The organism is Pseudomonas sp. MIL9 (genome assembly GCF_016887925.1).
Taxonomy (GTDB): Bacteria; Pseudomonadota; Gammaproteobacteria; order Pseudomonadales; family Pseudomonadaceae; genus Aquipseudomonas; species Aquipseudomonas mohnii.
In genome coordinates this window covers 285,314-310,660 of record NZ_JAFEHE010000008.1, presented here as the reverse complement: position 1 = coordinate 310,660, position 25,347 = coordinate 285,314, and the positions used below count along the sequence as shown (strand labels likewise).

At 59.6% G+C, this 25,347-nt stretch carries 21 protein-coding genes; 11 read left to right on the top strand and 10 right to left on the bottom strand.

Features of this window, described 5'->3' with window-relative positions; all coding sequences use genetic code 11:
* Positions 1-27 precede the first annotated feature (27 nt).
* Positions 28-1,308: a 4-aminobutyrate--2-oxoglutarate transaminase gene (gabT, locus tag JQF37_RS11695; RefSeq protein WP_130210807.1), complete on the top strand. Its 1,281-nt coding sequence runs from the start codon at positions 28-30 to the stop codon at positions 1,306-1,308.
* A 136-nt stretch (positions 1,309-1,444) separates the two neighbouring features.
* The gene (locus JQF37_RS11690; RefSeq protein ID WP_130210805.1) at positions 1,445-2,659 is read left to right on the top strand and encodes a response regulator; all 1,215 of its coding nucleotides are present in this window, start codon (positions 1,445-1,447) and stop codon (positions 2,657-2,659) included.
* 51 nt (positions 2,660-2,710) lie between these two features.
* Here the strand turns inward: JQF37_RS11690 and JQF37_RS11685 are convergent, their stop codons facing one another.
* Together JQF37_RS11685 and desA are read right to left on the bottom strand one after the other, a co-directional pair.
* Positions 2,711-3,700: a sensor domain-containing diguanylate cyclase gene (locus tag JQF37_RS11685; protein WP_130210803.1), complete on the bottom strand. Its 990-nt coding sequence runs from the start codon at positions 3,698-3,700 to the stop codon at positions 2,711-2,713.
* A gap of 219 nt (positions 3,701-3,919) precedes the next feature.
* Positions 3,920-5,104 carry a delta-9 fatty acid desaturase DesA gene (desA, locus tag JQF37_RS11680; RefSeq protein ID WP_130210801.1) on the bottom strand — a complete coding sequence of 395 codons (1,185 nt, stop codon included), beginning with the start codon at positions 5,102-5,104 and terminating at the stop codon, positions 3,920-3,922.
* Between the two features lie 145 nt (positions 5,105-5,249).
* On the opposite strand from desA, the gene dibA reads away from it, so the two are divergent.
* The 6 genes from dibA (at position 5,250) to JQF37_RS11650 (ending at position 11,664) form a co-directional block, all read left to right on the top strand.
* Positions 5,250-7,169 carry a phosphodiesterase DibA gene (gene dibA, locus JQF37_RS11675; RefSeq protein WP_130210799.1) on the top strand — a complete coding sequence of 640 codons (1,920 nt, stop codon included), beginning with the start codon at positions 5,250-5,252 and terminating at the stop codon, positions 7,167-7,169.
* A gap of 225 nt (positions 7,170-7,394) precedes the next feature.
* Complete coding sequence (gene oscA / locus JQF37_RS11670; protein ID WP_028943833.1) at positions 7,395-7,577, top strand: sulfur starvation response protein OscA; 183 nt, start codon at positions 7,395-7,397, stop codon at positions 7,575-7,577.
* 142 nt (positions 7,578-7,719) lie between these two features.
* Positions 7,720-8,733: a sulfate ABC transporter substrate-binding protein gene (locus JQF37_RS11665; protein ID WP_103406557.1), complete on the top strand. Its 1,014-nt coding sequence runs from the start codon at positions 7,720-7,722 to the stop codon at positions 8,731-8,733.
* A 237-nt stretch (positions 8,734-8,970) separates the two neighbouring features.
* Positions 8,971-9,789 carry a sulfate ABC transporter permease subunit CysT gene (gene cysT / locus JQF37_RS11660; RefSeq protein WP_130210797.1) on the top strand — a complete coding sequence of 273 codons (819 nt, stop codon included), beginning with the start codon at positions 8,971-8,973 and terminating at the stop codon, positions 9,787-9,789.
* Between the two features lie 12 nt (positions 9,790-9,801).
* On the top strand, positions 9,802-10,671 hold the full coding sequence (cysW, locus tag JQF37_RS11655) for a sulfate ABC transporter permease subunit CysW (protein ID WP_047536084.1): 870 nt from the start codon (positions 9,802-9,804) through the stop codon (positions 10,669-10,671).
* Positions 10,672-10,674: 3 nt separating this feature from the next.
* Entirely contained in the window at positions 10,675-11,664 is a 990-nt protein-coding gene (locus JQF37_RS11650) for a sulfate ABC transporter ATP-binding protein (protein WP_090327770.1), read from the top strand.
* 107 nt (positions 11,665-11,771) lie between these two features.
* On the opposite strand, the gene JQF37_RS11645 is transcribed toward JQF37_RS11650, so the two are convergent.
* Positions 11,772-12,290, bottom strand: coding sequence for an Mpo1-like protein (locus JQF37_RS11645; protein WP_130210795.1), 519 nt, complete (start codon positions 12,288-12,290; stop codon positions 11,772-11,774).
* Between the two features lie 84 nt (positions 12,291-12,374).
* Here JQF37_RS11645 and JQF37_RS11640 point away from each other — a divergent pair, with 84 nt between their 5' ends.
* Both JQF37_RS11640 and JQF37_RS11635 read left to right on the top strand, forming a co-directional pair.
* Entirely contained in the window at positions 12,375-13,061 is a 687-nt protein-coding gene (locus JQF37_RS11640) for a Crp/Fnr family transcriptional regulator (protein ID WP_130210793.1), read from the top strand.
* A 57-nt stretch (positions 13,062-13,118) separates the two neighbouring features.
* The gene (locus tag JQF37_RS11635; protein ID WP_130210791.1) at positions 13,119-13,484 is read left to right on the top strand and encodes a response regulator; all 366 of its coding nucleotides are present in this window, start codon (positions 13,119-13,121) and stop codon (positions 13,482-13,484) included.
* 246 nt (positions 13,485-13,730) lie between these two features.
* Here JQF37_RS11635 and JQF37_RS11630 read toward each other — a convergent pair whose 3' ends face one another.
* Entirely contained in the window at positions 13,731-14,735 is a 1,005-nt protein-coding gene (locus tag JQF37_RS11630; protein WP_130210789.1) for an AraC family transcriptional regulator, read from the bottom strand.
* A gap of 100 nt (positions 14,736-14,835) precedes the next feature.
* Between JQF37_RS11630 and JQF37_RS11625 the strand changes: the two genes are divergently transcribed.
* Complete coding sequence (locus JQF37_RS11625) at positions 14,836-15,909, top strand: fatty acid desaturase (RefSeq protein ID WP_130210787.1); 1,074 nt, start codon at positions 14,836-14,838, stop codon at positions 15,907-15,909.
* A 111-nt stretch (positions 15,910-16,020) separates the two neighbouring features.
* Here JQF37_RS11625 and JQF37_RS11620 read toward each other — a convergent pair whose 3' ends face one another.
* The 6 genes from JQF37_RS11620 to JQF37_RS11595 all read right to left on the bottom strand — a co-directional run bounded on the left by JQF37_RS11620 (position 16,021) and on the right by JQF37_RS11595 (position 25,314).
* Positions 16,021-19,395, bottom strand: coding sequence for an ImcF-related family protein (locus tag JQF37_RS11620; RefSeq protein ID WP_204149655.1), 3,375 nt, complete (start codon positions 19,393-19,395; stop codon positions 16,021-16,023).
* A 3-nt stretch (positions 19,396-19,398) separates the two neighbouring features.
* Positions 19,399-20,514: a hypothetical protein gene (locus JQF37_RS11615; RefSeq protein WP_321197715.1), complete on the bottom strand. Its 1,116-nt coding sequence runs from the start codon at positions 20,512-20,514 to the stop codon at positions 19,399-19,401.
* A gap of 119 nt (positions 20,515-20,633) precedes the next feature.
* On the bottom strand, positions 20,634-20,897 hold the full coding sequence (locus JQF37_RS11610; RefSeq protein ID WP_130210781.1) for a PAAR domain-containing protein: 264 nt from the start codon (positions 20,895-20,897) through the stop codon (positions 20,634-20,636).
* 28 nt (positions 20,898-20,925) lie between these two features.
* Positions 20,926-21,408, bottom strand: coding sequence for a hypothetical protein (locus JQF37_RS11605; RefSeq protein ID WP_130210779.1), 483 nt, complete (start codon positions 21,406-21,408; stop codon positions 20,926-20,928).
* Positions 21,409-21,901: 493 nt separating this feature from the next.
* On the bottom strand, positions 21,902-22,606 hold the full coding sequence (locus JQF37_RS11600; RefSeq protein ID WP_130210777.1) for a hypothetical protein: 705 nt from the start codon (positions 22,604-22,606) through the stop codon (positions 21,902-21,904).
* A gap of 20 nt (positions 22,607-22,626) precedes the next feature.
* Complete coding sequence (locus JQF37_RS11595; protein ID WP_130210775.1) at positions 22,627-25,314, bottom strand: hypothetical protein; 2,688 nt, start codon at positions 25,312-25,314, stop codon at positions 22,627-22,629.
* Between the last annotated feature and the right edge of the window lie 33 nt (positions 25,315-25,347).

The window sequence follows — 25,347 nt, the reverse complement described above, 5'->3', positions numbered from 1 at the left end:
GACCGATGAGCGGCGAATGAGGAATGTATGAGCAAGACTAACGCTTCTTTGATGGCCCGCCGTACCGCTGCTGTACCACGTGGCGTAGGCCAGATTCACCCGATCTTCGCCGAGTCCGCGAAGAACGCTACCGTGACCGACGTTGAAGGTCGCGAGTTCATCGACTTCGCCGGCGGTATCGCTGTGCTGAACACCGGTCACGTGCACCCGAAAGTCATCGCCGCCGTGACCGAGCAAATGAACAAGCTGACTCACACCTGCTTCCAGGTACTGGCCTACGAGCCGTACGTGGAACTGTGCGAAAAAATCAACGCCAAGGTGCCAGGTGACTTCGCCAAGAAAACCCTGCTGGTCACCACCGGTTCCGAAGCCGTGGAAAACGCCGTGAAAATCGCTCGTGCCGCCACTGGCCGTGCCGGCGTGATCGCCTTCACCGGCGCTTACCACGGTCGCACCATGATGACCCTGGGCCTGACCGGTAAAGTCGTGCCTTACTCGGCCGGCATGGGTCTGATGCCAGGCGGTATCTTCCGCGCGCTGTACCCGAACGAACTGCATGGCGTGAGCATCGACGATTCGATCGCTTCCATCGAGCGCATCTTCAAGAACGACGCCGAGCCGAAAGACATCGCCGCGATCATCATCGAGCCTGTACAGGGTGAAGGTGGTTTCTACGTCGCGCCGAAAGAATTCATGAAGCGTCTGCGCGCCCTGTGCGACCACCACGGCATCCTGCTGATCGCTGACGAAGTACAGACGGGCGCTGGCCGCACCGGTACGTTCTTCGCCATGGAACAGATGGGCGTTGCTGCCGACCTGACCACCTTCGCCAAATCCATCGCTGGCGGCTTCCCGTTGGCCGGTGTGTGCGGCAAGGCCGAATACATGGACGCCATCGCTCCAGGCGGCCTGGGCGGCACCTACGCCGGTAGCCCGATCGCTTGCGCCGCGGCCCTGGCCGTGCTGGAAGTGTTCGAAGAAGAGCACCTGCTGGACCGCTGCAAGGCCGTCGGCGAGCGTCTGGTCACTGGCCTCAAGGCCATCCAGGCCAAGTACCCGTCGGTGATCGGCGAAGTCCGTGCCCTGGGCGCGATGATTGCTGTCGAGCTGTTCGAAAACGGCGACAGCCACAAGCCGAACGCTGCCGCTGTGGCATCCGTTGTGGCCAAGGCTCGCGACAAAGGCCTGATCCTGCTGTCCTGCGGCACCTACGGCAACGTTCTGCGCGTCCTGGTACCGCTGACTGCTCCGGACGAACAACTGGACAAAGGTCTGGCGATCATCGAAGAATGCTTCGCTGAGCTCTGATCGCCAAGTGTGACTTGATCGACAAAAAACCCGCTTCGGCGGGTTTTTTCATATCTGCCAGAACAGATACAACGTATTGATACTATTTCGAAGGAGCGGCATTGGATAAGGTTCGAGCATTGTCAGGGAGAGCTGTATGACAGCTGTCATTTTACCCGCGGTTCCGAGAGTACTGATCGCTGAGGCCGACCCTTGGTCCCGTGATCTGCTCAAGGAAGTGTTGTTGAACGTTCGCTGTGACGCACGACTGGATCTGTGCGCCGACGGCCAGCAGGCGTTGGAGCTGCTGGCAGCCAACCCTTACGATCTGGTGATCGTCGACTGGGAATTGCCCGGTGTCGATGGCCTGAATGTGTTGCGCAGTGTTCGCCAGCGCAAACGCAACCCTCCGTTGCCATTCATCCTGATGAGCAGCCGCAACGACAGCGCCAGCGTACGCGAGGTCTTGCCGCTGGCGCCTGCCGCCTACCTGACCAAACCGTTGAACATGGAAAGCCTGACTCAACGCTTGCAGGGGTTGCTGCTCGATGCGGGGGAAGAGGTGTCGTGCGAAGTGCCGGCACTGGCGCCGGGCATGACCCTGTCCGTATTCCTGGAGCGTCGTCGCGAACTGTCCGAGGGCGCGCCGCTGATGACCGACGTGCAGTTGGCGGTCAAGCGTAGCCTCAATCCTGACGGTCTGGACTTGACGGCGCTGGAAGACGAGATCCGCACAGACCCGCAGGTCACGGCGGTTCTGATCGCCGCCGCCAACAGCGCGGCCCAGCATCACGGCGCACCTGTACAAACCCTGTCGCAGGCGCTGCACCGACTGGGTACCGGGCAAAGCATGAACCTGATTCTCGGCCTGGCCCTCAAACGCAGTGCACGGCTCAGTGATCCGTCCCTGTCGGACTACGCCGAGCGCTATTGGGACTTGTCGCTGCACACCGCCGAATACGCGCGAACGCTGGCGCGCTTGCTCGATCTGGATCAGGCGCGATGCTATTGCGCGGGCATGTTGCATCGGCTCGGCGATCTGGCGTTGTTGCGTTGTTTGCAGGAATGGAAGCAGGCCGGTGGCGAGCTGGACGAGCAAGAGGCGGTTGGCGAGGCGTTGGCCGAATTCAGCGCGGCCTACGGTTCGGCGCTGCGTACCCGCTGGCGATTGCCGCTGGAGCTACGAGAGCTGATTGCGGCGACCTACCAGCTCGGTGGCGGGGTCTACTCCCGTGAAGCGCTGGTGATGAACATGGCGGCGCAGCTGGCGCGCTTGAGCGAGCATGAGGGGCTTGAGGACCTGGCCAAGAGCCGTACGGCGCGCCTGCTCAAGATCGGCTTGCCGGAGTTGGTGCGCCTGCGCAAGAAATAAGGCTTCACCCAAACCCTGCAGGAGCTGGCAAGGCAGTTCCTGGAAGGGCATTCAGGCCGTCACTATCCGGTTCTTGCCCTCACGCTTGGCCTGATACATCGCTGCGTCCGCGCGGGCAAACAGGCTATCCACATTTTCGTCCCCGGCGACAAGGCTGGTCAGCCCCTGACTGACGGTGATGCCAAACGTCTGGCCGTCATGCCTGAAGCTCAAACGCTGGATCTCCCTCTGCAGTCGTTCAGCCACTTGCAGGGCCATGTCCGGCGAGCAGCCGGGGAACACCGCCGCGAACTCCTCACCGCCAATGCGCCCGAACAGATCGCCACGGCGCAACGCCGCTCGACCGCTCTCCGCGATACGCTGCAGCACGTTATCGCCTTCCTGGTGACCATAGGTGTCGTTGATCATTTTGAAGTCATCGATGTCCAGCATCAGGAAGGACAACGGCGTGCCCTGTTGCAGCGCCTTTTCGAATTCCTGATGAGCGCCTTCGAAGAAGTGGCGACGATTGCTGCTCTGGGTCAGCGCGTCGGTGGTGGCCAGGCGTTGCAGCTCGGTTTCCATTTGCTTCTTGTCGGTGATGTCTTCAGCGATGCCAACGATGATGACCGGCTGCCCTGGCTCGGCCTGGCGGTTCATGAAGCATTTGTCGCTGAGCCAGCGCACCTGGCCGTCGGCGGCAATGATCCGGTATTCGCGGTCTTCGATCGCGCCTTTTTCCAGCACGTCCGCCAGGCTGCGCTCGGCATATTCCAGATCGTCGGGGTAGATGCTGTCACGCCACTGGTTGTAGTCGGACAACAGCAGGTCGGCGGAGCGCCCGAAAATCCGCTCATAAGCCGGGCTGACATACAGCACCTGGCGGGTTTCCCAGTTGAATGCCCAGAGCACGGCATTGACACTCACCAGCAGGGTGCTGAACAGCTGTTCGCGTTCGCTCAGTCGCGCCACTTCACCTTGGGCATGCATCAGCGCCAGCAGGGTTTGCGCGGCCTCGGGCCATTGCGAAGGGGATGGGTCTTCTTGGTTTTTAATGACCATGGGTACACATCTCAAAGGGCGTGCGCCGCTTTGGATTCGAAAGCGGCCACAACGAAGCCCGCCTGGATGGCGAAGTGTCTTTGAGAGGGACGATTTGAAGCGAAGTTCCCACATTTTTGTGGCGAGGGAGCTTGCTCCCGCTGGGCGGTATCGGCGACGCCTTTTATTCGATTAAAACGCGTCGCCGATTTTGCGTCTGCTGCGCAGCCGCCGCCACAGTCAGGCAGCGGTCGGACGCAGGGAGTAGGTTTTGAGTTGGTCGGCGAAGTCACGCAGGGATTGAATCCCGCTGGCTTCGGCTTCGTGTACCCAATCCTTGATGGCGGCCAGCATGTCGTGACCATTGGAGCTGGTCTTGACCCAGATCTGCTGCAAGGCCAGGCGTTTTTCGTAAATGACCTTCAGCGCCTGGCTGTGCTCGAGCATGTTCTGGATGCGCACATGGTGTTTGTCGTCCAGCAGGCTCGTTTCGCGCGAAAGCAAGCGCTTGGCGCGGTGGAACTGGTGACGGACCGAGTGATCGACCTTTTCCAGCTCCTGCTTGACCAGCGGCCCGATCACCAATTTGCGGTACTGGGCCATGATCTGGAAGCGGTTGTTGAGGATCGCCATGGCGGTGTCCATGTCCAGGTGGCCTTTGCCTTCGACACGATGGGCAATCGGCGCGACCCGCTGGACCTTGGCCAGACGCAGGAAGCTGAATACTTGAATCCAGGCCCAGCCCATATCGAACTCCCACTTCTTCACCGACAGTTTTGCCGAGTTAGGGTAGGTGTGATGATTGTTATGCAGTTCTTCACCGCCGATCAGGATGCCCCAGGGCACCAGATTGGTCGCCGCGTCACGGCATTCGAAGTTGCGGTAGCCGATGGCGTGGCCCAGGCCATTGACCACGCCGGCGGCCCATACCGGGATCCACATCATCTGGACGGCCCAGATGGTGATGCCGATGGTGCCGAACAGCAGCAGGTCGATCACGGCCATGATCGCCACGCCCAGCAGCGGGAAGGGGGTATAGAGATTGCGCTCGATCCAGTCTTCGGGGCAGTTCTTGCCGTAGATGCGCAGGGTCTCGGGGTTTTCCGCTTCGGCGCGGTACAACTCGGCGCCTTTGCGCAGAACGGTGGACAGACCCTTGATGACCGGGCTGTGCGGGTCATCGACGGTTTCGCATTTAGCGTGATGCTTGCGGTGGATGGCGGTCCACTCGCGGGTGTTCTGCGCCGTGGTCAACCACAGCCAGAAACGGAAGAAATGTTTCAGGCCGGCATTCAGCTCAAGCGAGCGATGGGCTGAGTAACGGTGCAGATAGACCGTGACGCCGACGATCGTCACGTGGGTCATCAGCAGGGTGACTGCCACCAATGACCAGGGCGACAAGCCGAGAAAACCTTCGTACCACATAGGCTATAGGGCCCTCGATAAAGAAAAAACAGCCGTTGCATTATCACTAAGCCCGCGGAGAAAACCAGTCGCCCTTTCGGATATGAGTGGCTGGATGTGTCTTTGCCCTATAATCCCGGTTTTTTGCAGGGATATGGACAGCCTAATGTCTGCCAGCTATCGCTATGCCATGCGTGCAGCGCTGCTTTACCTCTTGCTTTCCATGATCTGGCTGCAGTTCAGTGGCTACTTATTGAACAGCTTCTTCGATGGTTCTGCCGAGCTTTCGCGATGGCAACTGATCAACGGTTATGCCTGGGTGGTGATCAGTGCCGGGTTTATCTTCATTGCCCGGGCGCGATTGCTTCGTTGTCTCGGCATCGGCGCCAAATTGCGTGAGCGCAGTGAAGATCGGGAGCGACTGCGTCAAGCCGCCGCCGTATTCGATTGCACCCGCGAAGGGGTGTTGGTCACCAATCACGATGGGTTGATTGTCCATGTGAACCGGGCTTTCATCCAAATCACCGGTTATCAGAGTGAGGAAGTGCTGGGGCAAAGGCCCAACCTGTTCAAGTCCGGGCGCCATCCGGCCGCTTTCTACCAGGCGATGTTCGCGACACTCCAGAGCAAAGGCGAGTGGAGCGGGGAAATCTGGAACCGTCGCAAAAGCGGCGAAATCTATCCGCAATGGCAGACGATTCGCCTCATTCATGATGATCGGGGGCGGCTCAGCCATTTCGTGGCAGTGTTTTCCGACATCAGCGCGATCAAGAACTCCGAACACGAACTGATTCGCCTGGCGCACCACGATCCATTGACCGATCTGCCCAACCGCTTGCTGTTCACCGATCGCGCCCAGCAGGCGTTGACCTCGGCGCAGGCTCAAAAGCGCGGCTGTGCGCTGCTGATGGTCGATCTGGATCACTTCAAGATGATCAACGACAGCCTCGGGCACACCATCGGCGACCACATGCTCAAGGCGGTGGCGGAGCGTCTTGCGGCGATGTTCGGGCCGGGCATTACGCTGGCACGGCTGGGGGGCGATGAGTTTGCCGTGCTGGCCGAGAGCTGTCCGCAATTGGTCCAGGCGGCGGCGCTGGCGCAGCGGATCATCGATGGCCTCAAAGAGCCGTTCCTTATCGACGAGCACCAGCTGTTCATCAACACCAGCATCGGTATCAGCCTGTTTCCCGGCGATGCCTTGAGCGCCGAGCAATTGTTGCGCAACGCCGACTCGGCGCTGTTCAAGGCCAAGAGCGCCGGCCGCAATGGCTATGCCCTCTACACCGAAGAGCTGACCGCCCACGCGCAACAACGGGTCGAGCTTGCATTCGAGCTGCGCCGCGCGCTGGAGCAGCAGCAATTGCGGGTTTTCTACCAGCCGGTCCATGACCTGAAAACCAGCCGCATGATCGGAGTCGAGGCGCTGGTGCGCTGGGAGCATCCGGAGCGCGGATTGGTGTCGCCGGCAGAGTTCATTCCCGTCGCCGAGCGCACCGGGCTGATTGCCGAAATCGACGCCTGGGTCATGCAGCAAGCGTGTCAGCAAATGTGCCAGTGGCAACAGGCTGGCGTGGCCTTGTCGTTCGTCGCGGTGAATGTCTCATCGCGCCTCTTCGCCCGCCGTGAGCTGTATCAGCAAGTGGCTCAGGTGTTGCGTGACACCGGGCTGGACCCGGCCTATCTGGAACTGGAGGTCACCGAGAGCGCGGTGATGGAAGACCCGGAGGTCGCGCTTGAGCAAATGCACCGATTGCGCGAATTGGGGGTGCGCCTGGCCATCGATGACTTTGGCACCGGTTATTCGTCGCTGCTGCGGCTCAAGCGCCTGCCGGTGCAGAAGCTCAAGATCGATCAGGGTTTTGTCGCCGGGCTGCCGGGGGACGAAGACGACGGCGCCATTGTGCGGGTGATCATTGCCCTGGCGCACAGCATGGGAATGCAAGTGCAGGCCGAGGGGATCGAGCAGGTCGAACAGGCGGCGCTCCTGCTTGAGCTTGGCAGCCATCTGGGCCAGGGGTATTGGTTCGGGCGGCCGGTGCCGGCATTGCAGCTGGATTGGGCGCATGCACCGGTAATCCGCTAAATCTGCACAAAACCTGTGGGCGAGCTTGCTCGCTCCCACCGGGTTTTGCATACCTCTGGAAGGGTTGTCTTCCCGCAAACCCTTGCCCCATCAAATAATTTCTTTTGGTTATATAAACATTCTTAAATAGTCTTTTTAAGAATATCAGCGCCTCTCTACTATTGGTCTCACGCCGCAAGCAGTGCCGCCACTGCCAGGCAACCTCTCAGTCGAAGGAGCAGCACCATGAGCGCATCTCTACGTAGCGTTGACGGCCAGGACGAAGCAACCATCCTGCGTGAAATCCAGAGCGCCCTGCGCGATCTGCGTTTTGGCGCAGTGGAAATCACCGTCCACAACGCCCAGGTGGTTCAGATCGAACGCAAAGAAAAATTCCGCCTGCAGAACCCGGGAAACAAACCGGGCTGAAGCGAAAAATCAAAAGATCACAGCCTGCGGCAGTTCTAGCGGGGGATTGTGCGGGAGCTGCCGCAGGCTGCGATCTTTGAGCAAGCATCCGATTCCAGACCATAAAAAAAGCCAATTTCCAAGAATTCCAGGAGCTTTCACCATGTCGTCGATTCGTCAGTTCGCTTTGGCCGCCCTGGCCAGTGCCCTTTTTGCGGGTTCTGCGGTTGCCAAGGATTACGAGTTACTCAACGTGTCGTACGACCCGACCCGTGAGCTGTATCAGGACTACAACGCCGAGTTCATCAAGTTCTGGCAGAAGGACCATGCTGGCGACACCGTGAAGATCCAGCAGTCCCACGGCGGTTCGGGCAAGCAGGGTCGGGCGGTGATCGACGGTCTGCGTGCTGACGTCGTCACCCTGGCCCTGGCCGGTGACATCGACGAAATCGCCAAGCTGGGCAAGACGCTGCCTGTCGACTGGCAAAAACGCCTGCCGGAGGCGAGCACGCCTTACACCTCGACCATCGTGTTCCTGGTGCGCAAGGGCAACCCTAAAGGCATCAAGGACTGGGGCGACCTGGTCAAGAACGACGTATCGGTGATCACACCGAACCCGAAAACCTCCGGCGGTGCGCGCTGGAACTTCCTCGCCGCCTGGGCCTACGGCCTGAAAGCCAACGGCGGCGACGAAGCCAAAGCCAAGGAATACGTGCAAACCCTGTTCAAGCACGTACCTGTGCTGGACACCGGTGCTCGCGGTTCGACCATCACCTTCGTCAACAACGGTCAGGGTGACGTGTTGCTGGCCTGGGAAAACGAAGCCTTCCTGGCGCTGAAAGAAGATGGCGGCGCCGACAAATTCGACATCGTCGTACCTTCGCTGTCGATCCTCGCCGAACCTCCGGTCGCCGTAGTCGACAAGAACGCCGAGAAAAAGGGCAACGAGCAGATCGCCGAAGCCTACCTCAAGCACCTGTACAGCCCGGCGGGCCAGGAAATTGCGGCGAAAAACTTCTATCGTCCACGGGACAAGGATGTCGCCGCCAAGTACGCCAACCAGTTCCCGAAACTGGAACTGGTCACCATCGATAAAGACTTCGGCGGCTGGAAAACCGCGCAACCGAAATTCTTCAACGACGGTGGCGTGTTCGACCAGATCTACCAGGCGCAATAGCCTGAAATAGACTGACAACCGGCCGGGTACCTGTCAGTTAAGGTGCGCAACGTGTGGGAGCGAGCCTGCTCGCGATGATGGCGGTACATTCAGCATTGATGTTGGCTGGCCCACCGGTATCGCGAGCAGGCTCGCTCCCACAGGGGTTGCGGCGTTCAAGCCCTTAACCGACCGGCACTGGCCAACGGGCCCCGATCTTGCTGACGGGGCTTTGCGCATTCTCAACCAAGGACTTTTATGTCGCGTCGTATCTCCCCCGTCATACCCGGCTTCGGGCTGACGCTGGGCTACACCTTGGTGTACCTCAGCCTGATTGTGCTCATACCACTGGCGGCGATGTTCGTGCATGCCGCTCAACTCACCTGGGATCAGTTCTGGGCAATCATCTCTGCGCCACGGGTGCTGTCGGCGTTGAAGCTCAGCTTCGGCACCGCGCTGTACGCCGCGATTATCAACGGCGTCATCGGCACGCTGCTGGCCTGGGTGCTGGTGCGCTATACCTTCCCCGGGCGCAAAGTCATCGATGCAATGATCGACTTGCCGTTTGCATTGCCCACGGCCGTGGCCGGTATTGCGTTGACCGCGTTGTACACCCCCACCGGTCTGGTGGGTCAGTTCGCAGCGGATCTGGGGTTCAAGATCGCCTATACCCCCCTCGGCATCACCCTTGCCCTCACTTTTGTGACACTTCCATTCGTGGTACGTACCGTACAACCTGTACTGGCCGATATCCCTCGTGAAGTGGAAGAAGCGGCGGCGTGCCTGGGGGCAAAACCGTTACAGGTTTTCCGCCATATCCTGTTGCCGGCACTGCTTCCTGCCTGGCTCACCGGTTTTGCCCTGGCCTTTGCCCGTGGGGTCGGCGAGTACGGTTCGGTGATTTTCATCGCCGGCAACATGCCGATGAAAACCGAAATCCTGCCGCTGCTGATCATGGTCAAGCTCGACCAGTACGATTACACCGGCGCTACCTCCATTGGCGTATTGATGCTGGTGGTTTCCTTCGTCCTGTTGCTGCTGATCAACCTGTTGCAGCGACGCATCGAAACCCCATAAGGAGGCGCACACATGTCCCAATCGTCCATTGCTGCCGCTTCTTCGAACGCAGCCCGTCGTGGCAGTGCGACTTCGCGGCGAATCCTGATCGGCCTTGGCTGGCTGGTCTTTACGCTGTTCCTGCTACTGCCGCTGTTCATCGTGGTGTCCCAGGGTCTGAAGAATGGCCTGGGTGCTTTCTTCACCGCGATTTTTGAGCCCGACGCCTTGTCCGCGCTGAAACTCACGGTGATCGCCGTGCTCATTTCGGTGCCGCTGAACCTGGTGTTCGGTGTCAGCGCGGCCTGGTGTGTGAGCAAGTATTCGTTCCGTGGCAAGAGCATGCTGGTCACGCTGATCGACCTGCCGTTCTCGGTGTCGCCGGTGATCGCCGGTCTGGTCTACGTGCTGATGTTCGGCGCCCAAGGGCTGTTCGGCCCGTGGTTGCAGGATCACGACATCCAGATTGTCTTCGCCTTGCCGGGCATCGTGCTGGCGACGATTTTCGTCACTGTGCCGTTCGTGGCGCGCGAGCTGATCCCGCTGATGCAGGAGCAGGGCACCCAGGAAGAAGAGGCCGCACGTTTGCTCGGGGCCAATGGCTGGCAGATGTTCTGGCACGTCACGGTGCCGAACATCAAATGGGGCCTGATCTACGGCGTGGTGCTGTGTACCGCGCGGGCCATGGGTGAATTCGGTGCGGTGTCGGTGGTGTCCGGGCACATTCGCGGGGTGACCAACACCTTGCCGCTGCACGTCGAGATCCTCTACAACGAATACAACCACGTGGCCGCGTTCGCTGTGGCGAGCCTGTTGCTGATCCTGGCGCTCTTCATCCTGCTGCTCAAGCAGTGGAGCGAAAACCGTATTAACCGCCTGCGCGCCAGCGCCGCGGAGGAATAATTCATGTCGATCGAAGTGCGTAACGTCAGCAAGAATTTCAATGCGTTCAAGGCGCTGGACAACATCAGCCTGGACATCCAGAGCGGTGAACTGGTGGCGCTGCTCGGCCCGTCCGGCTGCGGCAAGACCACGCTGCTGCGGATCATCGCCGGCCTGGAAACCCCGGACCAGGGCAACATCGTGTTCCACGGCGAGGACGTTTCCGGTCATGACGTGCGTGATCGCAACGTCGGTTTCGTGTTCCAGCACTACGCCTTGTTCCGCCACATGACGGTGTTCGACAACGTCGCGTTCGGCCTGCGCATGAAGCCCAAGAACCAGCGCCCGAGCGAAAGCCAGATCGCGACCAAGGTCCACGAACTGTTGAACATGGTGCAGCTCGATTGGCTGTCGGATCGCTACCCGGAACAACTGTCCGGTGGCCAGCGTCAGCGGATCGCCCTGGCCCGTGCCCTCGCGGTGGAACCGAAGGTGCTGCTGCTCGACGAGCCGTTCGGCGCCCTCGACGCCAAGGTCCGTAAAGAGCTGCGCCGCTGGCTGGCGCGCCTGCACGAAGACATCAACCTGACGTCGGTGTTCGTGACCCACGACCAGGAAGAAGCAATGGAAGTCGCCGACCGCATCGTGGTGATGAACAAAGGCGTGATCGAGCAGATCGGCTCACCGGGCGACGTCTACGAAAACCCGGCCAGCGATTTCGTTTATCACTTTCTCGGTGATTCGAACCGTCTGCATCTGGGCGAAGACAATCACGTGCTGTTCCGCCCGCATGAAGTGTCGCTGTCGCGGCATGAACTGGAAGATCACCATGCCGCCGAGGTGCGCGATATCCGTCCATTGGGTGCGACGACTCGGGTGACCCTGAAGGTCGAAGGGCAGAGCGATCTGATCGAAGCCGAAGTGGTGAAGGACCACGACAGCCTGATTGGGCTGGCGAAGGGCGAGACGTTGTTCTTCAAACCGAAGGTCTGGCAGAAGGTCGCCAACCTCTAAAGCAAGAGCATCGCGAGCAGGCTCGCTCCCACAATGGATCGGTGTTGAGCACAAAATCTGTGACCGACACCGAACCCTGTGGGAGCGAGCCTGCTCGCGATTGCGATCTAAACAGCCGCACGCTTCGGATTGACCCGCACACCCCCCGCCCGCGCTTCGATCTGCTCTTTCAGCTCATGGCGCATCCCCAGCAGGAACGCCAGTTCCGCCACCACAAACAGCGGCCCGACAATCAACCCTGTCACGTCATCGACGAACGCCGGTTTGCGCCCCTCGTAGTGATGGCCGACAAACTGAATCGCCCAACCCACCACAAACATACCGATGCCGGTGGCGAGCCAGACGCCTGTGCTTTGCTGCGCCAGCGCATGCCCGGCCCAGGTACACAGCCCCAGCAATACCGTCATCAGCACGCCAAGGCGCAATTCCAGGCGCAGGTAAAACCACGCCGAAAGCAGTGACACCAGCACCGCCGGAGAAAACCAGCCCCCGGCCCATTGCGGACGAGACAGCAGGATCGCCACCGCGACCACAATCAGCGGAATGCCGATGAAGTGGGTGGCGATGTTGCGCGGGTCACGGTGGTAAGTGGCGTATTGACTGAGATGGTCAACGAGGCTTTTCATTGTTATTCCTCCTGTAGGGTGATTGATCTTGCCCCGGGGCCATTTCTCACTCTGTCAGCCAGGCGACAATCTCTAGGAGTTTTCATGGATATGCAGGTCTGGCGTCCACGCTTGATGCACGGTCAGTGGTTCAGTCATTTGCCTGTTTCCTTTCAGGATAGTCTGCTGGCCGCCGCCAGGGTTCGGCGCCTGTCGCCCGGCCAGCGCTTGTTCAAGCGTGGTGATCCGCCCTGCGGTCTGTACGCGGTGCTCGAAGGTGCCGTGCGCATTGGCGCGGTCAGCGAGCAAGGCAAGGAAGCGTTGCTCAGTCTGGTGGAGGCGCCGCACTGGTTCGGTGAGATCTGTCTGTTCGATGGCCAGGCGCGCACCCACGATGCGTACGGCCTGGGCAACTGCACCCTGTTGCACATCCCGCAAACGGCGCTGCTGATATTGCTCGACGAACAACCGCAGTACTGGCGGCAACTGGCCTTGCTCATGAGCCAGAAACTGCGCCTGACCTTCATTCACCTCGAACAGCTGAGCCTGATGCCTGCCCCGACACGGCTGGCCCATCGCTTGCTGATGATCGCCCACGGCTATGGCGAGATCGACCCGCCGCGCCTGGTCCTGCAACTGCCGCAGGAACAGCTTGCGTCAATGTTGTCGTTGTCGCGCCAGACCACCAATCAAATGCTCAAGGATCTGCAAGGGCAGGGGATTTTGAGTCTGGGCTACGGTGAGATCGAAATCCTCGATATCGAACGGTTGCGGGCGCTGGCGATCTTTTAAAGGTGGGCTTTATCCCCGAACACGCCTAGCCTGTGAAGACGACAATCGAGGTGTGCCATGCGTGTGCTGTTAGTGGAAGACGAACCCGAGACCGCCAAACGCCTGGCCAATGGCCTGAGCGAGGCCAGTTATGCGGTGGATGTGGCGGTCAACGGGATGGATGGCCGGCGCTTCATCGAGTCCGGCGAATACGAGCTGATCATCCTCGACGTCATGCTGCCGGGGCTCAATGGCTGGCAGTTGCTGCAACAGATCCGCAAGCTCGGTGAAACGCCAGTACTGTTCCTCACCACCAGGGATGGCATCGAGGATCGCCTGCGCGGGCTGGAGCTGCATGAAGATGACTACCTGCTCAAGCCGTTCGCCGTGAGTGAGCTGGTGGCGCGGGTGCGCAAGTTGTTGCGGCGGGGTCAGGGGCGGTAGTGGTTTTTGTGGCGTTTGAGCCACCGCCATCGCGAGCAGGCTCGCTCCCACAGTGGACGGTGTTGAACACAACATCTTCAAACACACCAAAAACCTGTGGGAACAAGCTCGCTCCCACAGTGGACGGTGTTGAACACAACATTTTCAAACACATCAAAAACCTGTGGGAGCAAACACATCAAAAACCTGTGGGAGCGAGCCTGCTCGCGATGAGGCCGGAACAGACAACCTTCCATCGCGAATCGCTCAGCGCAACTCATCCCGAAACTGCCCCGGTGTCATCCCGGTCCAGCGCTTGAATGCGCGGCTGAAACTGCTGGTATCGGCAAACCCAAGCAAATAACTGATCTCGCTCAGCGAAACCTGGGGATCACGCAGGTGCAGCAACGCCAGATTCTCGCGGCTTTCATTGAGCAGCGTGTCAAACCGGCAACCCTCATCCGCCAAGTGCCGTTGCAAGCTGCGCAGGCTCAAGTGCAGGGCTTTGGCGATATGTTCGGCGCTGGGTTCGCCTTCGGGTAACTGCTCTTCAATGGCATCACGCACTTTGCGTTCCCAGGTCAGCGGTTTGAGCTGCGCGAGCGTTCGCTTGAGCACGGTTTCGTTGTGTTCGGCCAGCTCCGGGTTGGCGTCGTCCAGGTGACTGTCGAAGTCAACGAGGGCGAATTCCAGTCGGTCTTCGTCGGCGCCGAAGTACACGGGCGAGCGGAAGACTTTGTGCCATTGATGCGAGTCTTCAGGTTCCGGCCGACGCAGGTAAACCGCCAGCGGGGCATAGTCGCGTCCCAGGCGATTGCGACAGGTACGCACGTAAATCGCCATGAACGCATCGATGGCCTCGTAGGCCGGGGCTGGATTGCCGATCGGAACTTTCAGGTGGAAGCGGTAGCGATCCTCGCCGCGGGTCAGTTCCAGTTCCAGGGCATCACTGACCACCTGGTGATAACGCACGATGCGCTCGAACACTTCGCGCAAACTGCCGCTGGCCACCAGCGCATAACCGAGCGCGTGAAAGGTCGTGGGGCTGACGAAGCGTGAGACGCGCAGGCCAATCGCCGGGTCGCCGCTGGCCTGCACCGCCAGCTCCCACAGTCGCGTGGTGCCGGACAACGGGTATCGGGCGTTCGGGTCGTCCATCAACTGCGGATCGAGCCCGGCCTGGTGGCACAGGGCGGCGCTGTCGAGGCCCAGGGCGTCGAGTTGCTTGCGCAGGGCGCGGGTCCAACTGGCGAGGGAGGTCGGTTCAGTCATGCTGATTGGCGCTTCCGGTCAACAGGTTGGCGTTCACGGCTACCGCGTTGTGCAGGATCACAAGGCAGCATGCGAACATCAATAACCAGAGGATGGAAGCATGCACGGTACTTCTGCAAGTCCCCGACGACTGAATGCGGCTCAGCGATCAGCACATATTCGCGAAGTGGTGCTGGCCAAGGGCGTCGAACTGCGTCAGCGCTACCCGATACTCAAGCATCAGGACGCGCTGGGCGCGGGCATCCTGGCCTTCGCCCTGGCCGGGATGATCGGCTGCGCAGCGCTCTACATCACCGGGCACATGGCCTGGTGGGCATGCCTGCTGCTCAATGCGTTCTTCGCCTCGTTGACCCACGAACTTGAGCACGACCTGATCCATAGCATGTACTTCCGCAAACAGCGCGTGCCGCACAACCTGATGATGGGCCTGGTCTGGCTGGCACGGCCGAGTACGATCAATCCATGGATTCGCCGTCACCTGCACCTCAACCATCACAAGGTCTCCGGCTCCGAGGCCGACATGGAAGAACGCGCCATCACCAACGGCGAGCCTTGGGGGTTGGCGCGGTTGCTCATGGTCGGCGACAACGTCATGTCGGCGTTTATTCGCATGCTGCGGGCCAAGACCTGGGCTCACAAGTTCAGCATCATCAAACGCACGCTGAAGGTCTATGCGCCGCTGGCGCTGGTGCATTGGGGGGCGTGGTATGTGTTTCTCGGCTTCCACGCCGCGAACGGCATCGCGCATCTGCTGGGCACCCCGATTGAATGGTCGGCGACCACGCTGTCGGTGATGAGCGTGATCGACATCGCGGCGGTGGTGATCATCGGCCCCAACGTGCTGCGCACGTTCTGCCTGCACTTCATCAGCTCGAACATGCACTACTACGGCGACATCGAGCCCGGGAACGTGATGCAGCAATGCCAGGTGCTGAACGCCTGGTGGCTGTGGCCGTTGCAGGCGTTCTGCTTCAACTTCGGCAGCAGTCATGGCATCCATCACTTCGTGGTGAAGGAACCCTTCTACATTCGCCAGCTGACCGTCCCGGTGGGGCATAAGGTGATGCGGGAAATGGGTGTGCGCTTCAATGATTTCGGCACGTTTGCGCGGGCGAACCGGTTTGTGGGCAAGGAGGAAGTTCAGGGGCAGGCTGTGGAGGGTGCGCGCGTCTGAGGGGTTTTTCGCTGGCAAGCCGGCTCCTACAGGGTTCGGTGTTGAACACGAGATTTGTGTTCAACACCGAACCAACTGTAGGAGCCGGCTTGTCGGCGATTTCACGCACACTCATCCGGACTTCTTATTCTTCGTATTGGGCCGCACTTTGGTGCCCTCAACCACAAACACCTGCGTCGGCAATTCAAAGCCCCTCAGCTTGAGCAGCGCCATCGGCCCCGCGCCCAGCTCGGTGCGCAGGTGCCAGGTCAGGTCGATGCCGTCCGGGGCCTTGAGTTGCACCTGGTAGTGGCTGTCGCTGTCGTTCAGGGCGGTGATCCGTGCCTGTTCCAGCAGGCGGATCAGGCCCCAGGTGCCCTGGTAGTCGCCGAACAGGCGTTCGCCGGCAACGACGCTGGTCCAGGTCAGGCTGGTGCCCGGGTGGCTGGTGAAACCGGGCCAGCTGAAGCGCTGCCAACGCTCTTTCTGGTTGAAGTAGTGATGTTTGTCGCCATTGAGGATGAAGGTGGTCTGCACCAGGTCGCGCACCGGTTTGGCCCGCAGTTCGAAACTCAGGCCCATGCCGCCGTCGGTGAACAGCACGTCGGCCAGGTGGCTGAGCTGGTTGATCGCGCTGAGAAATTGCGGGTTGAAATGCAGGCCCTGGCTATGGCGCGTATCGGCCACCCAACGCTGGCCTTCCTTGCGCAGCACCCCGCCCAGTTGCTGCTGCAGGAACTGTTCGATGCGCCCGGAGTCGGCCCGAATCATTTGCCCCAGCATCGGCAGCGACGCGTCGCTGGGGGTCGCGGCGAAGGGGAAGCGGCCGGCGAAGGCGCCGCGCCAGTCGTCGACGATCGCCCGTTGCCACTGGCTGTTGAGGCCGGCGGCCGAGGGTTGCAGGACCCGTTGCCAGGCCTGTTCCAGCGGTTGCACGAACAGGGTCTGGCCGACCCCGTCCCACTCCGCGCCGAGGCTGGCGGCGACCAGGCTGCCATAGGACTGGGTGTCGGTGAGGTCGACGTTCTGACCCTGAAACACACTCTGCGCCAAGGCCTGGGTCGTGTCCTGCGGGTTGGCGGCGTTGCTCACTTGTTGCAGTTTCAGGCGCACCCGGGTGACGCGGTTGAGGAAGGCTTGCAGGCTCAGGCGGTCGCTGTCGTTGCGGCTCTCGGCGTCCTTGCCCAGCAGCGCCAGCAACGGCCCGAAGGTGGCGTCCAGTGGACTGACCGGGCCCTGCGGCTGCTGGTCGATCACCGGCACCTTGTCCTGCCCGATCAGCTTCTGCGCCGATTTGACCAGCGAATCGGCGAACGCCTGACCGCGCACGCCGGCCTGGCCCTGATACGCCAGGGTGTTCATCAGGGCAATCAGCGGCGACTGGCGCACATCGCTCATCAGCGCCAATTGGTCGATGACCTCGCCCAGGCTTTGCACCTGGCGCCAGCGCAGACGGTTGAGGAAGTCCAGCCAGGCGTTGGCGTAGTCCTGGAAATAGCGTTCGGTCAGGCGTTGGCGCAGTTCATCCGGGGTCAGTTCGGCGGCGATGTCGGTGGGGTTGTCGCTGAGCACCCAGTCGATTTCTTCGCGGCGCGCCTCGGCGATCTCGTCGATGGCCTGGCGCACCTGGCCTTCCCAGGCTTGACGGGTGAACACGCCGGGGACCTGGGCTTTGCTGGAGAACAGCGCGGCGGCATCGGTATCGCCGACCATCTGCGGCAGGCTCAACGCCGGGAAGTGATTGGCCGAGGCGTCGATGACGCTCTGGTACAGGCTGGACTCGGCATTGCGCTGGCCCAACTGCCCGAGCAGCACCTGCCGGGCCTGGGCCACCAGCTTCGGGTCGGCCTCGATGCGCCAGTCCGGGTGGGCGGCCAGTTGCTGCGCGTAAAACTGCCACAAGGTCGGCGCCAGCGCCTGCCAGAGCCCCGGCGAAATCCCGCGCGGCGGCTCGACCGCCATTAAGGTCTTGGCGAGAAAACCCGGGTCGGCCTTGTCCGGACGCGCCAGCATCAGGTAGGCCTTGAGCTGGTCGTAGGCCGCACCGGCACGTCGGGCGCGCTCGGGGCTGTCCGCCGGCAGCTTGATCAGGCGGTCGAGCTGCGCCTCCAGCTGGCTCACGGCCGGGTCGCGCAGCAGCCGCTGATTGGCCTCGACGTAACGCGGCCACAGCGCGGTCAGCAGCGCATCGTTCTGGTTCAGGCCAAAGCGCTGGTACCACGGCACGCCGTGTTCGGCGCGGTAATCCAGGCGCGACAATTCACGCGCCAGTTCGTTGAGCGCGTGCAACTGCTCATCGCCCTGGCCCGACGGCTGCAGCGCCGCCAGCGAGCTGTGCAGTTGGGCGATCTGCACGCGGTTGCTGACGAACGACAACAGCAACCCGGCGCCCCACAACAACGCCAGGCCCAGGACCAACACGTAGGCGACGCGCGGGGCGCTCCAGCCCAGGCGCCGACGTTGGCGCGCCCGGTCGCCCAGCACGCCTTCCCAGGCCGGCTCCAGGGGCCAATGGTGCTCGGAAGCATCCGACCCGCCCGCCAACGGCAGGCTGAACCACAGCCCGCGCAACGGCACCTCCTGAGCCAACACACCGAGCAACGGCGTCAGCGCCTGACGCCAGCGGGCCATGCCCTCGACTTGCAAATCACGGGACAGACGCAACAGAAAGTCATACCGGCGCTGCTCGTTCATCTGCGCCAGGCCTTCGCGGCGCAGCGGTTCGAGCAGGCTGGCCAGCGCCGTGTCCAGAGCTTCGGGTGTCAGGGCGGTGGGCAGCCGGCAACCGACGGGCTGGACCGGGCGGCCGTCCTGCGCCCACTGACTGTCGCAGACCTGCCACAGGTGCAGGGGCAAGGGCCATTTCAGCTCACGGGCGAGGGATTGCAGGTGATTCACGCCGAGGCTGACGGCTCGCTGATCGGCGCTCTGGTCGCGGCTCAAGGCCCAGACCACGCCGTCGAGGGCGCGCCAGCGGGTCAAGCGGCGACACAGTTCGATGACCGAATCGTCGAGCTTGCCCTGCACGCTGCCGCCGCAGATCAGCACGGTGTGCTGGCCTTGCAGCCAATGCTCCGGGCTCAGGTTCGGGGCGATGGTCTTGATCTGTTCGGGTTCGCCGATGAGCAGGAACAGGCGGGTCTTGCGGCGCCAGAAGAGGCCGTGGTTTTTGCTCTGACGGGCTTTGATCGCCGCGAAGGTTCGCGCTGCCGGCGTATCGACGGATTTGTCTGGGGACGTTTGCGCAGGCTGGCGCACATCATCCGCATCCGGCCGACGATAGATCGAGCGCCCCAACGGGCGCCCCAGCAGGTAATACCCCCCCAGGAACGCCAGCAGCACCAGGGTAGTGGCCGAGATCACGGAAAACCAGAGGGTTTGCCGCACGCTGCCGGCCGCCATGCCCAAGGATTCAGGGTGATACCAGACCAAAACGCCCAACACCACACCCGTGAGTAACAGCACGCCAAACAGCCCATAAAATCCTACCGCGCGTCGCAACTGCATTCGCTATACCTGTTTTGAAAGGGGTGACACGGGCATTAACACCGTGCTCCAGAGTCCAGCAGCGACATCGCCCCCGCTGAAAATGAATTGCGCCCCGGCACTGCGTTCAATCGTCTGCGTCGCGGCGGCGATCGCCAGCCAGGGTGAGGCTTTCCCGGGATTGCCCAGCAAGTCATCGAGGTCGCACAAGCCCTGCTTGGGCTTGGCTGGCAGAGGAACGTCGGCCGATGCCGTTGCCAGGTCGGCACGACGTTGCGCATCGATACCGACCCGCCAGACCTGTTCGATCGACGGCGCAGGCAACGGCACCCAGTCGAGCGCCTGACGTGCGGCGTAAAGCAGATCGGCGCCGGTGGGCGTGCGCTCCTGCTCAGGGCGATGCAGATAGGCGATCGGCGCCAGGGTGGTTTGCGTCAGGCGGTTGCCGAACAACAGGCCAACGGCTGCTTCCGCCGTGCCTTCGACCTGTTCCGGTGCAAACTGCGCCGCCACCACCATCAGCAGGGCCTGATCGTTAATGCGCTGGTCGAGCCATTGATCCACCGCGGCCAGGCCATGGCCCTCGACGGCGACCGTCGATTGGCGGATGCCGCATTCACTCCAGGCCTTTCGCCAGACGCGTTGCAACGTGCTGTCAGGCAAACCGCTATCGACCTCCAGCAACAATGCCAACGGCGTGGCGTCCGGTAACGGCTCCAGGGTTTGCCTCAGGTCTTCGAGTACCTGCAGCAGCATCCTCAGCAACGCGAGTTCTGGATCTTTCCTGTCGCCAGGCAAACGACTGTGTCGCAGGGGTAATTCACCCTGACTGGCCGGTTGAGCCTCAAGCGAAGCGTTTCCATCCAGCAAGGCATCGAGTTGGCCGGTTGGCGGCGACCCCGGAGTTCGAAGCGCGGTGTATAAACTCACGCCCAGTATTTGCTGAGAGCGTCGCCCTTGCCGGGTTTGGTTTATCAGATCGTCCTGACGCGCTTCATCCCAGCCATCGGCGACCCGATGTTGACCCAGGTAAAGCGCCGTCCGCCCGAAACCCAGCAAGCACCACCCCACCAAAGGCCCGCCCAACGCTGCCCCCCACAACATCATTGGCTGCTCGCGCCACGCTGGAGGCGCGAACACCCAGGCCACCCCAACACCCACCAGCAAAAAAAGCGGAAGTAGAATTAGCCAAACCCACACACGAGGAGGTGCCGGTCGTAACGCCGGCGCAGGGATCTGATCCAGTCTGATCGGCATGGCTAGTTCGCGCCCGCGACAGGCAGTGAGGAAATCAACACGTAGCCGCAAGCGCAGCGATGACCGTCGAACGCGACCGGCACGCCATTGTCGCGAAACGCCGGGTGCCCCTCGGCGATCACTGTGCGGCCATGACCCGGAACCGGGCAGCGCACGGGATCGCCCTCACGCGCCACACCTATGCCGTCAAACAGCATGTCGGATGAGCCCGACAGTACGGTGCCGCCGCCGGTATTTTTGTCTCCCACGCGAATGATGCCTTGCATATCCCTGCTCCTTTTTATTAATCGATAATTACTGATTCGAGTGCTCTTGACTCACTACGTCTTGCTGTAAAAAAACGCCGTCATGCAATACGAAATTCGAAAACTGCAATGAGCGCCCAGCCGCATCACGCTGCTCGAACCACTCAATGGAAAACCCCTGCAAGTTCCACTGCACCGAAGAGAAGTCCTGGTCTTGCATCGCCGTCCCCGAGTTCTGACTTGCCATTGAAATCGAATGCAAACAACTGCTCACCAGCGTCCTGGTTATCTCAGTCAATGCCGTGCCGGTTATTCGATAAACATGAAGCCATATTTCGTTTCCTGCGCCACAAAGCCCTAACGGACTTCCAGACTTAGAGGGTGAGACCTGAAACAGCGAAACATACTCACTCTCGCCAAGTTCGTGCTTTCTTTTGTCATAGAACACACCGTCTACGCCGAGATGTAACTTCACGTCGTAGGCCGTTCCGTCCGTCATTGAAAAATGCACCTGGCCACTCTTGTTTTTCATCCACGAGATTTCGTTACTTGCAAAAACACGAATAGTCGCGACAAAAACAATTAATAAGCACAATAGAACCTTACCGAGCGTGTTAAATTTCTTGAAATTGCTCTTCCATATCCAATGCACACAAACACCTTCTTATAAAATTAACCACCGCCTATCTCTGCGTTGCCAAACTTTCTATTTCTCTCTGGGCCTGCTGTGCTTCTAGTCATCGTCACTAGTATAATTTTCGACCCCCAAGTTCCGAGCCCCATAGGCGTCATTAGTTATTGCTTTGCAATCGGATCCCCCCATCGCAGTATTCGTGCAAAAAATGAGATCACCACTATGTAGAGTGTCAAGCCTATAAGATGATTGTCATTTAATTCATCTGTAGTTATCTGCAAGCCACCATGTTTATCAATGACTGGTTTTGAATGTTGAGATTGGCATTTGCGGCTCACTTATTTGAGTTCATGTCATTATTCTTTTGAATTGTCTTTCTCAATAGGAGTAGCTAAAGCTCTCCCTGCGCACATTTCTTAATGGCTAATCCTTCCAGATCTTTTTCCTTTAATCTTTGAAGCCTTATAGGCTCTTCAGACTGAAGAAGGTCAAGGTATTTAGGCTTTGACCCGTCTTCTTTAGAGAAGACAAAAAAAACGACAGAGGATCCGAAATCGTAACAACCAAGAGGGCCTTTAACGTATTTTCGTGGCGCTGCATTTATTAGGGATTCTCTTGATTCGTATCTATCATAAATTTCTATATTGCCAATAGAACCGAGTAAAAAATTGGTCGCCAAACCATCTTTGAATACCGGTCGCGTATCGAAAGAATAAATAGAAGACCACCATTTATTTGAGTTGCTCTCAGCAATCTCAATATAATTTTCATCAAGCATGGTGTTCAATCCGCACATTCCGGCAGTCATTCTGGCTCCATTATAGTTGTTGCGCTTGTCGGAATAGGCGCAATCAATTACTACCGAATGATCTTTTGTTAATAGCGTAAAGTAAAAAGTATCCTTAGACAGAACGAGCAACCCAGGAGATCCATTTATTTCGACCAGACTCCGATCAACTTCGTACTCAGTTCCAGTAATGTTTTTGTACACTTTTTCACCGCCGCTATCACGCAATATAATACTACCTGCCTCAGATCCATTTATTAACTCCCCCGCAATCACGGACGCATTGAAAAATATAAAGATGAAAGACATGAAAACTAAGGCGCTTCGTATCATTCGTGGAATTCCACTGACAGTTGAGAAGTTTTTTTGAGAATTGACTCGAATTTTTCTGCGTGCGATGCCAGCAACTCTTGCTTGTCAGTGCCGTTTATGATTTTTCTAGCTGATAAATAATCAATTCCTTTTCTATTTAAGTAATCAGCCATTTTTCTCCCCGTAAATAAGCCTCTACTCATGCCAATAATCATTATCGGCACGGAATACTCAAATTTTCCTGCAGCCTCAGGATTTGAGACAAAATCAAACCCGAGTAATCTTGAAAATTTCTGATAATTATTTTTCCATGTCAGATGCACGCAACCGCGACCTCTGTATTTGTACCCATCACCCTCCTCGGTATTTCCATTCTGTCTAGCCCTCATCCGAAGCTTTTCAGTTGGCGCAAGAATCGGATCATATTTATTAAAATAGGATAGTTCTCCAATCTCCGGTTTTTCGCTAAAAAACTCTCCAGTTGGATAGTAATAAGTTTCATGCCTTACGGTCGCCAGCATGTAGGATATCTCGTAAATATTTGCACTAAGAGACGAGGATTTATAATGGTTATTTATAGTGCGTACTAATTTTTTTAAATTCTTTCTTGAGTCTGCTGTAAGTGCCGGTGTGCCAGGCAAGAAAAATGTGTGCACAAGTTCATACTGCTGCAGAAAATCATCTACATTAATTAACTCGCCTGTTCTTGGAAAGTTGCTTAACAACCCTACCGGATGAAAGTGATAAGCCTTCCCCCAGGACGAAAACCCCAACTTTTTCGCAACTTCCGTCCACCACCCCATCTGCTCGATACGCTGCTTCTCCGCCACCCAATTCAAGTGCGGCGTCGAGCCGCTATGGCCGAGCAGTTCGTCCAGTGCATCCCACTTTTGCGTGTTGTGAAACCACTCGCTTTCCTTGTAGAGGATCATCTGCGAGATCGCTTGCGCGTGGGCTGGCAGGCGCATTGCCGCCTGCAGTTCGTCGGCGGTCAGCTTGCCGTCGCGGTTGCGGTCGATGATGTCGTACAGCCGGCTCTTCATTGGCCCCTTAAGGTCTTCCTCAGCCATGGCGCGAAAGCGCTCGCGCTGGGTTTCCGTGAAGCGGTCGACGGCACTGAAAAACGACGCCATGGCGTGTCTGGACGTGTTGTAGTCGAAGATGAGGTCATACCCCTCCCACGACCATGGACTGAGCCATGGGGTGACACCCACCTCTTCGCACACCCAGCCATTGAGCAGGTTGTTGTTCGCATCGTGCAGCAGCCCGTCCAGGCGATACCAGTGGCGGGCGTTGTGGCTGCCGCCGGCGGGTACGTGGATTTTTCGCTCGGGCGGCAGGTCATCCAGCAGACTTTTGGGCACCAGCAGGTCGGCTGCGCTGAGTGGGCTGGAGCTACTGCGCGCTTTCATTTGAGCAGCGGTGGCATTCTCCTGATGAGCCACCACCGGAGTGCCCTTGGCCAACTTGAGCAAGGTTCGATCTTTCTCCGGCAGGCGCTTGGCCCAGGCGCGACTGTCCTTAAGGAATAGATCGATCTCTTCAACATCGGTGAACACTTCCAGATGCAGCTTTTCCTCGGGGAGTTCTGCGCCGCTTTCCTGATACTCACCGAGGTGGCCGATCAACGCGGCGGCCTTGATCGGGACAGGCTGATCGAGCACCACGATGCGATCCAGCGCCAGCGCCAGCGGTTCCGGTTCGGCTTCGAGCATGTCGAAATACACGTACTGGTTGACGCGCTCCAGCTTGCGGTATTCGCCCTCGCCGATGGCCGTGACGACCGTGCCAGTCGGTAACTCTCTGAGTTCCTGACCGGTTTTGACCGGTTCGGCACGCACGTAAACCGACGCTCTGGACGATCGGATGCGGTACTCGTTGCCGGTCATCGGTTGCAGAACACTGGCGGCGATGTAGCCCTTCAGCGAGCCGTCGGCGTTGATCAGATCGGCGGGGCCCAGGCTGTTTTCCAGCTTGCGGTAGCGCCCCGCGCCGCTGACGGTCACTGCTGCGCCGCGCGGCAGGAGGTCGATGATCTGGCCCTGGTTGTCCGCATGACGCACGTTCAGGCCACGCGCCTCGGGGTGGCGGGGATGCACGTCATTCGCCGTCTGCTTGACGCGCAGGGTCGGGCTCGGGGGCCAGAACGCCGGGCGCGCCGTGGCGGGATCTTTCCGGTACATCTGCCAATCCCGCAGGTGCATGTACAGGCTGTAGAAGGTCAGGCTGGGCGGCGTCTCCGGGCTGCCGTTGATCCTGGGTGGCTGCATCCGGTGACGCACCAGTACGAAATTGCGCGAGAAGGGTTTGTCGACGGTGAGGGTATTGATGAAGTAGCGCGTAGTCGGTGACTGTGTGTCGACACGGTAGGCCACCACTTCGCCGTCGGCCAGACAGTGCACGGATTTATCCGGAGTGACGCCGGTGCCGCTGTCGAAATGCACGCCGCCGTGAAACAGGCCACTGCGGCCGATGGGGTAGTAACCGGCCTTGGCGTTGGCCAGGTGGGTCAGTTGCGCCAGTGGTTGCCGTGTGTCCTTGAAGGGGTGGCACCAGTTCTTCAGCGGCGGCAATAGCTCGGCGCTGGTAGGCGCAGCCAATGGTGCGGGGGCGGGCCGGGGAGCGGGTGCCGGCAGCACCTCATCCCATCGCGCGTCCCTGCGGTTGTCGTGTAATCCAAACAGTCGGGCAAGCAAACTGGCCATGTTGAAATATCACTCCTTGTTCTGCAAAAGGGA

Excerpts from the sequence above, each read along its gene's own strand:
- gabT (WP_130210807.1), top strand. The coding sequence starts at position 28 with ATGAGCAAGACTAACGCTTCTTTGATGGCCCGCCGTACCGCTGCTGTA.
- JQF37_RS11690 (WP_130210805.1), top strand. The coding sequence starts at position 1,445 with ATGACAGCTGTCATTTTACCCGCGGTTCCGAGAGTACTGATCGCTGAG.
- JQF37_RS11685 (WP_130210803.1), bottom strand. The coding sequence starts at position 3,700 with ATGGTCATTAAAAACCAAGAAGACCCATCCCCTTCGCAATGGCCCGAG.
- desA (WP_130210801.1), bottom strand. The coding sequence starts at position 5,104 with ATGTGGTACGAAGGTTTTCTCGGCTTGTCGCCCTGGTCATTGGTGGCA.
- dibA (WP_130210799.1), top strand. The coding sequence starts at position 5,250 with ATGTCTGCCAGCTATCGCTATGCCATGCGTGCAGCGCTGCTTTACCTC.
- oscA (WP_028943833.1), top strand. The coding sequence starts at position 7,395 with ATGAGCGCATCTCTACGTAGCGTTGACGGCCAGGACGAAGCAACCATC.
- JQF37_RS11665 (WP_103406557.1), top strand. The coding sequence starts at position 7,720 with ATGTCGTCGATTCGTCAGTTCGCTTTGGCCGCCCTGGCCAGTGCCCTT.
- cysT (WP_130210797.1), top strand. The coding sequence starts at position 8,971 with ATGTCGCGTCGTATCTCCCCCGTCATACCCGGCTTCGGGCTGACGCTG.
- cysW (WP_047536084.1), top strand. The coding sequence starts at position 9,802 with ATGTCCCAATCGTCCATTGCTGCCGCTTCTTCGAACGCAGCCCGTCGT.
- JQF37_RS11650 (WP_090327770.1), top strand. The coding sequence starts at position 10,675 with ATGTCGATCGAAGTGCGTAACGTCAGCAAGAATTTCAATGCGTTCAAG.
- JQF37_RS11645 (WP_130210795.1), bottom strand. The coding sequence starts at position 12,290 with ATGAAAAGCCTCGTTGACCATCTCAGTCAATACGCCACTTACCACCGT.
- JQF37_RS11640 (WP_130210793.1), top strand. The coding sequence starts at position 12,375 with ATGGATATGCAGGTCTGGCGTCCACGCTTGATGCACGGTCAGTGGTTC.
- JQF37_RS11635 (WP_130210791.1), top strand. The coding sequence starts at position 13,119 with ATGCGTGTGCTGTTAGTGGAAGACGAACCCGAGACCGCCAAACGCCTG.
- JQF37_RS11630 (WP_130210789.1), bottom strand. The coding sequence starts at position 14,735 with ATGACTGAACCGACCTCCCTCGCCAGTTGGACCCGCGCCCTGCGCAAG.
- JQF37_RS11625 (WP_130210787.1), top strand. The coding sequence starts at position 14,836 with ATGCACGGTACTTCTGCAAGTCCCCGACGACTGAATGCGGCTCAGCGA.
- JQF37_RS11620 (WP_204149655.1), bottom strand. The coding sequence starts at position 19,395 with ATGCAGTTGCGACGCGCGGTAGGATTTTATGGGCTGTTTGGCGTGCTG.
- JQF37_RS11610 (WP_130210781.1), bottom strand. The coding sequence starts at position 20,897 with ATGCAAGGCATCATTCGCGTGGGAGACAAAAATACCGGCGGCGGCACC.
- JQF37_RS11605 (WP_130210779.1), bottom strand. The coding sequence starts at position 21,408 with ATGAAAAACAAGAGTGGCCAGGTGCATTTTTCAATGACGGACGGAACG.
- JQF37_RS11600 (WP_130210777.1), bottom strand. The coding sequence starts at position 22,606 with ATGTCTTTCATCTTTATATTTTTCAATGCGTCCGTGATTGCGGGGGAG.
- JQF37_RS11595 (WP_130210775.1), bottom strand. The coding sequence starts at position 25,314 with ATGGCCAGTTTGCTTGCCCGACTGTTTGGATTACACGACAACCGCAGG.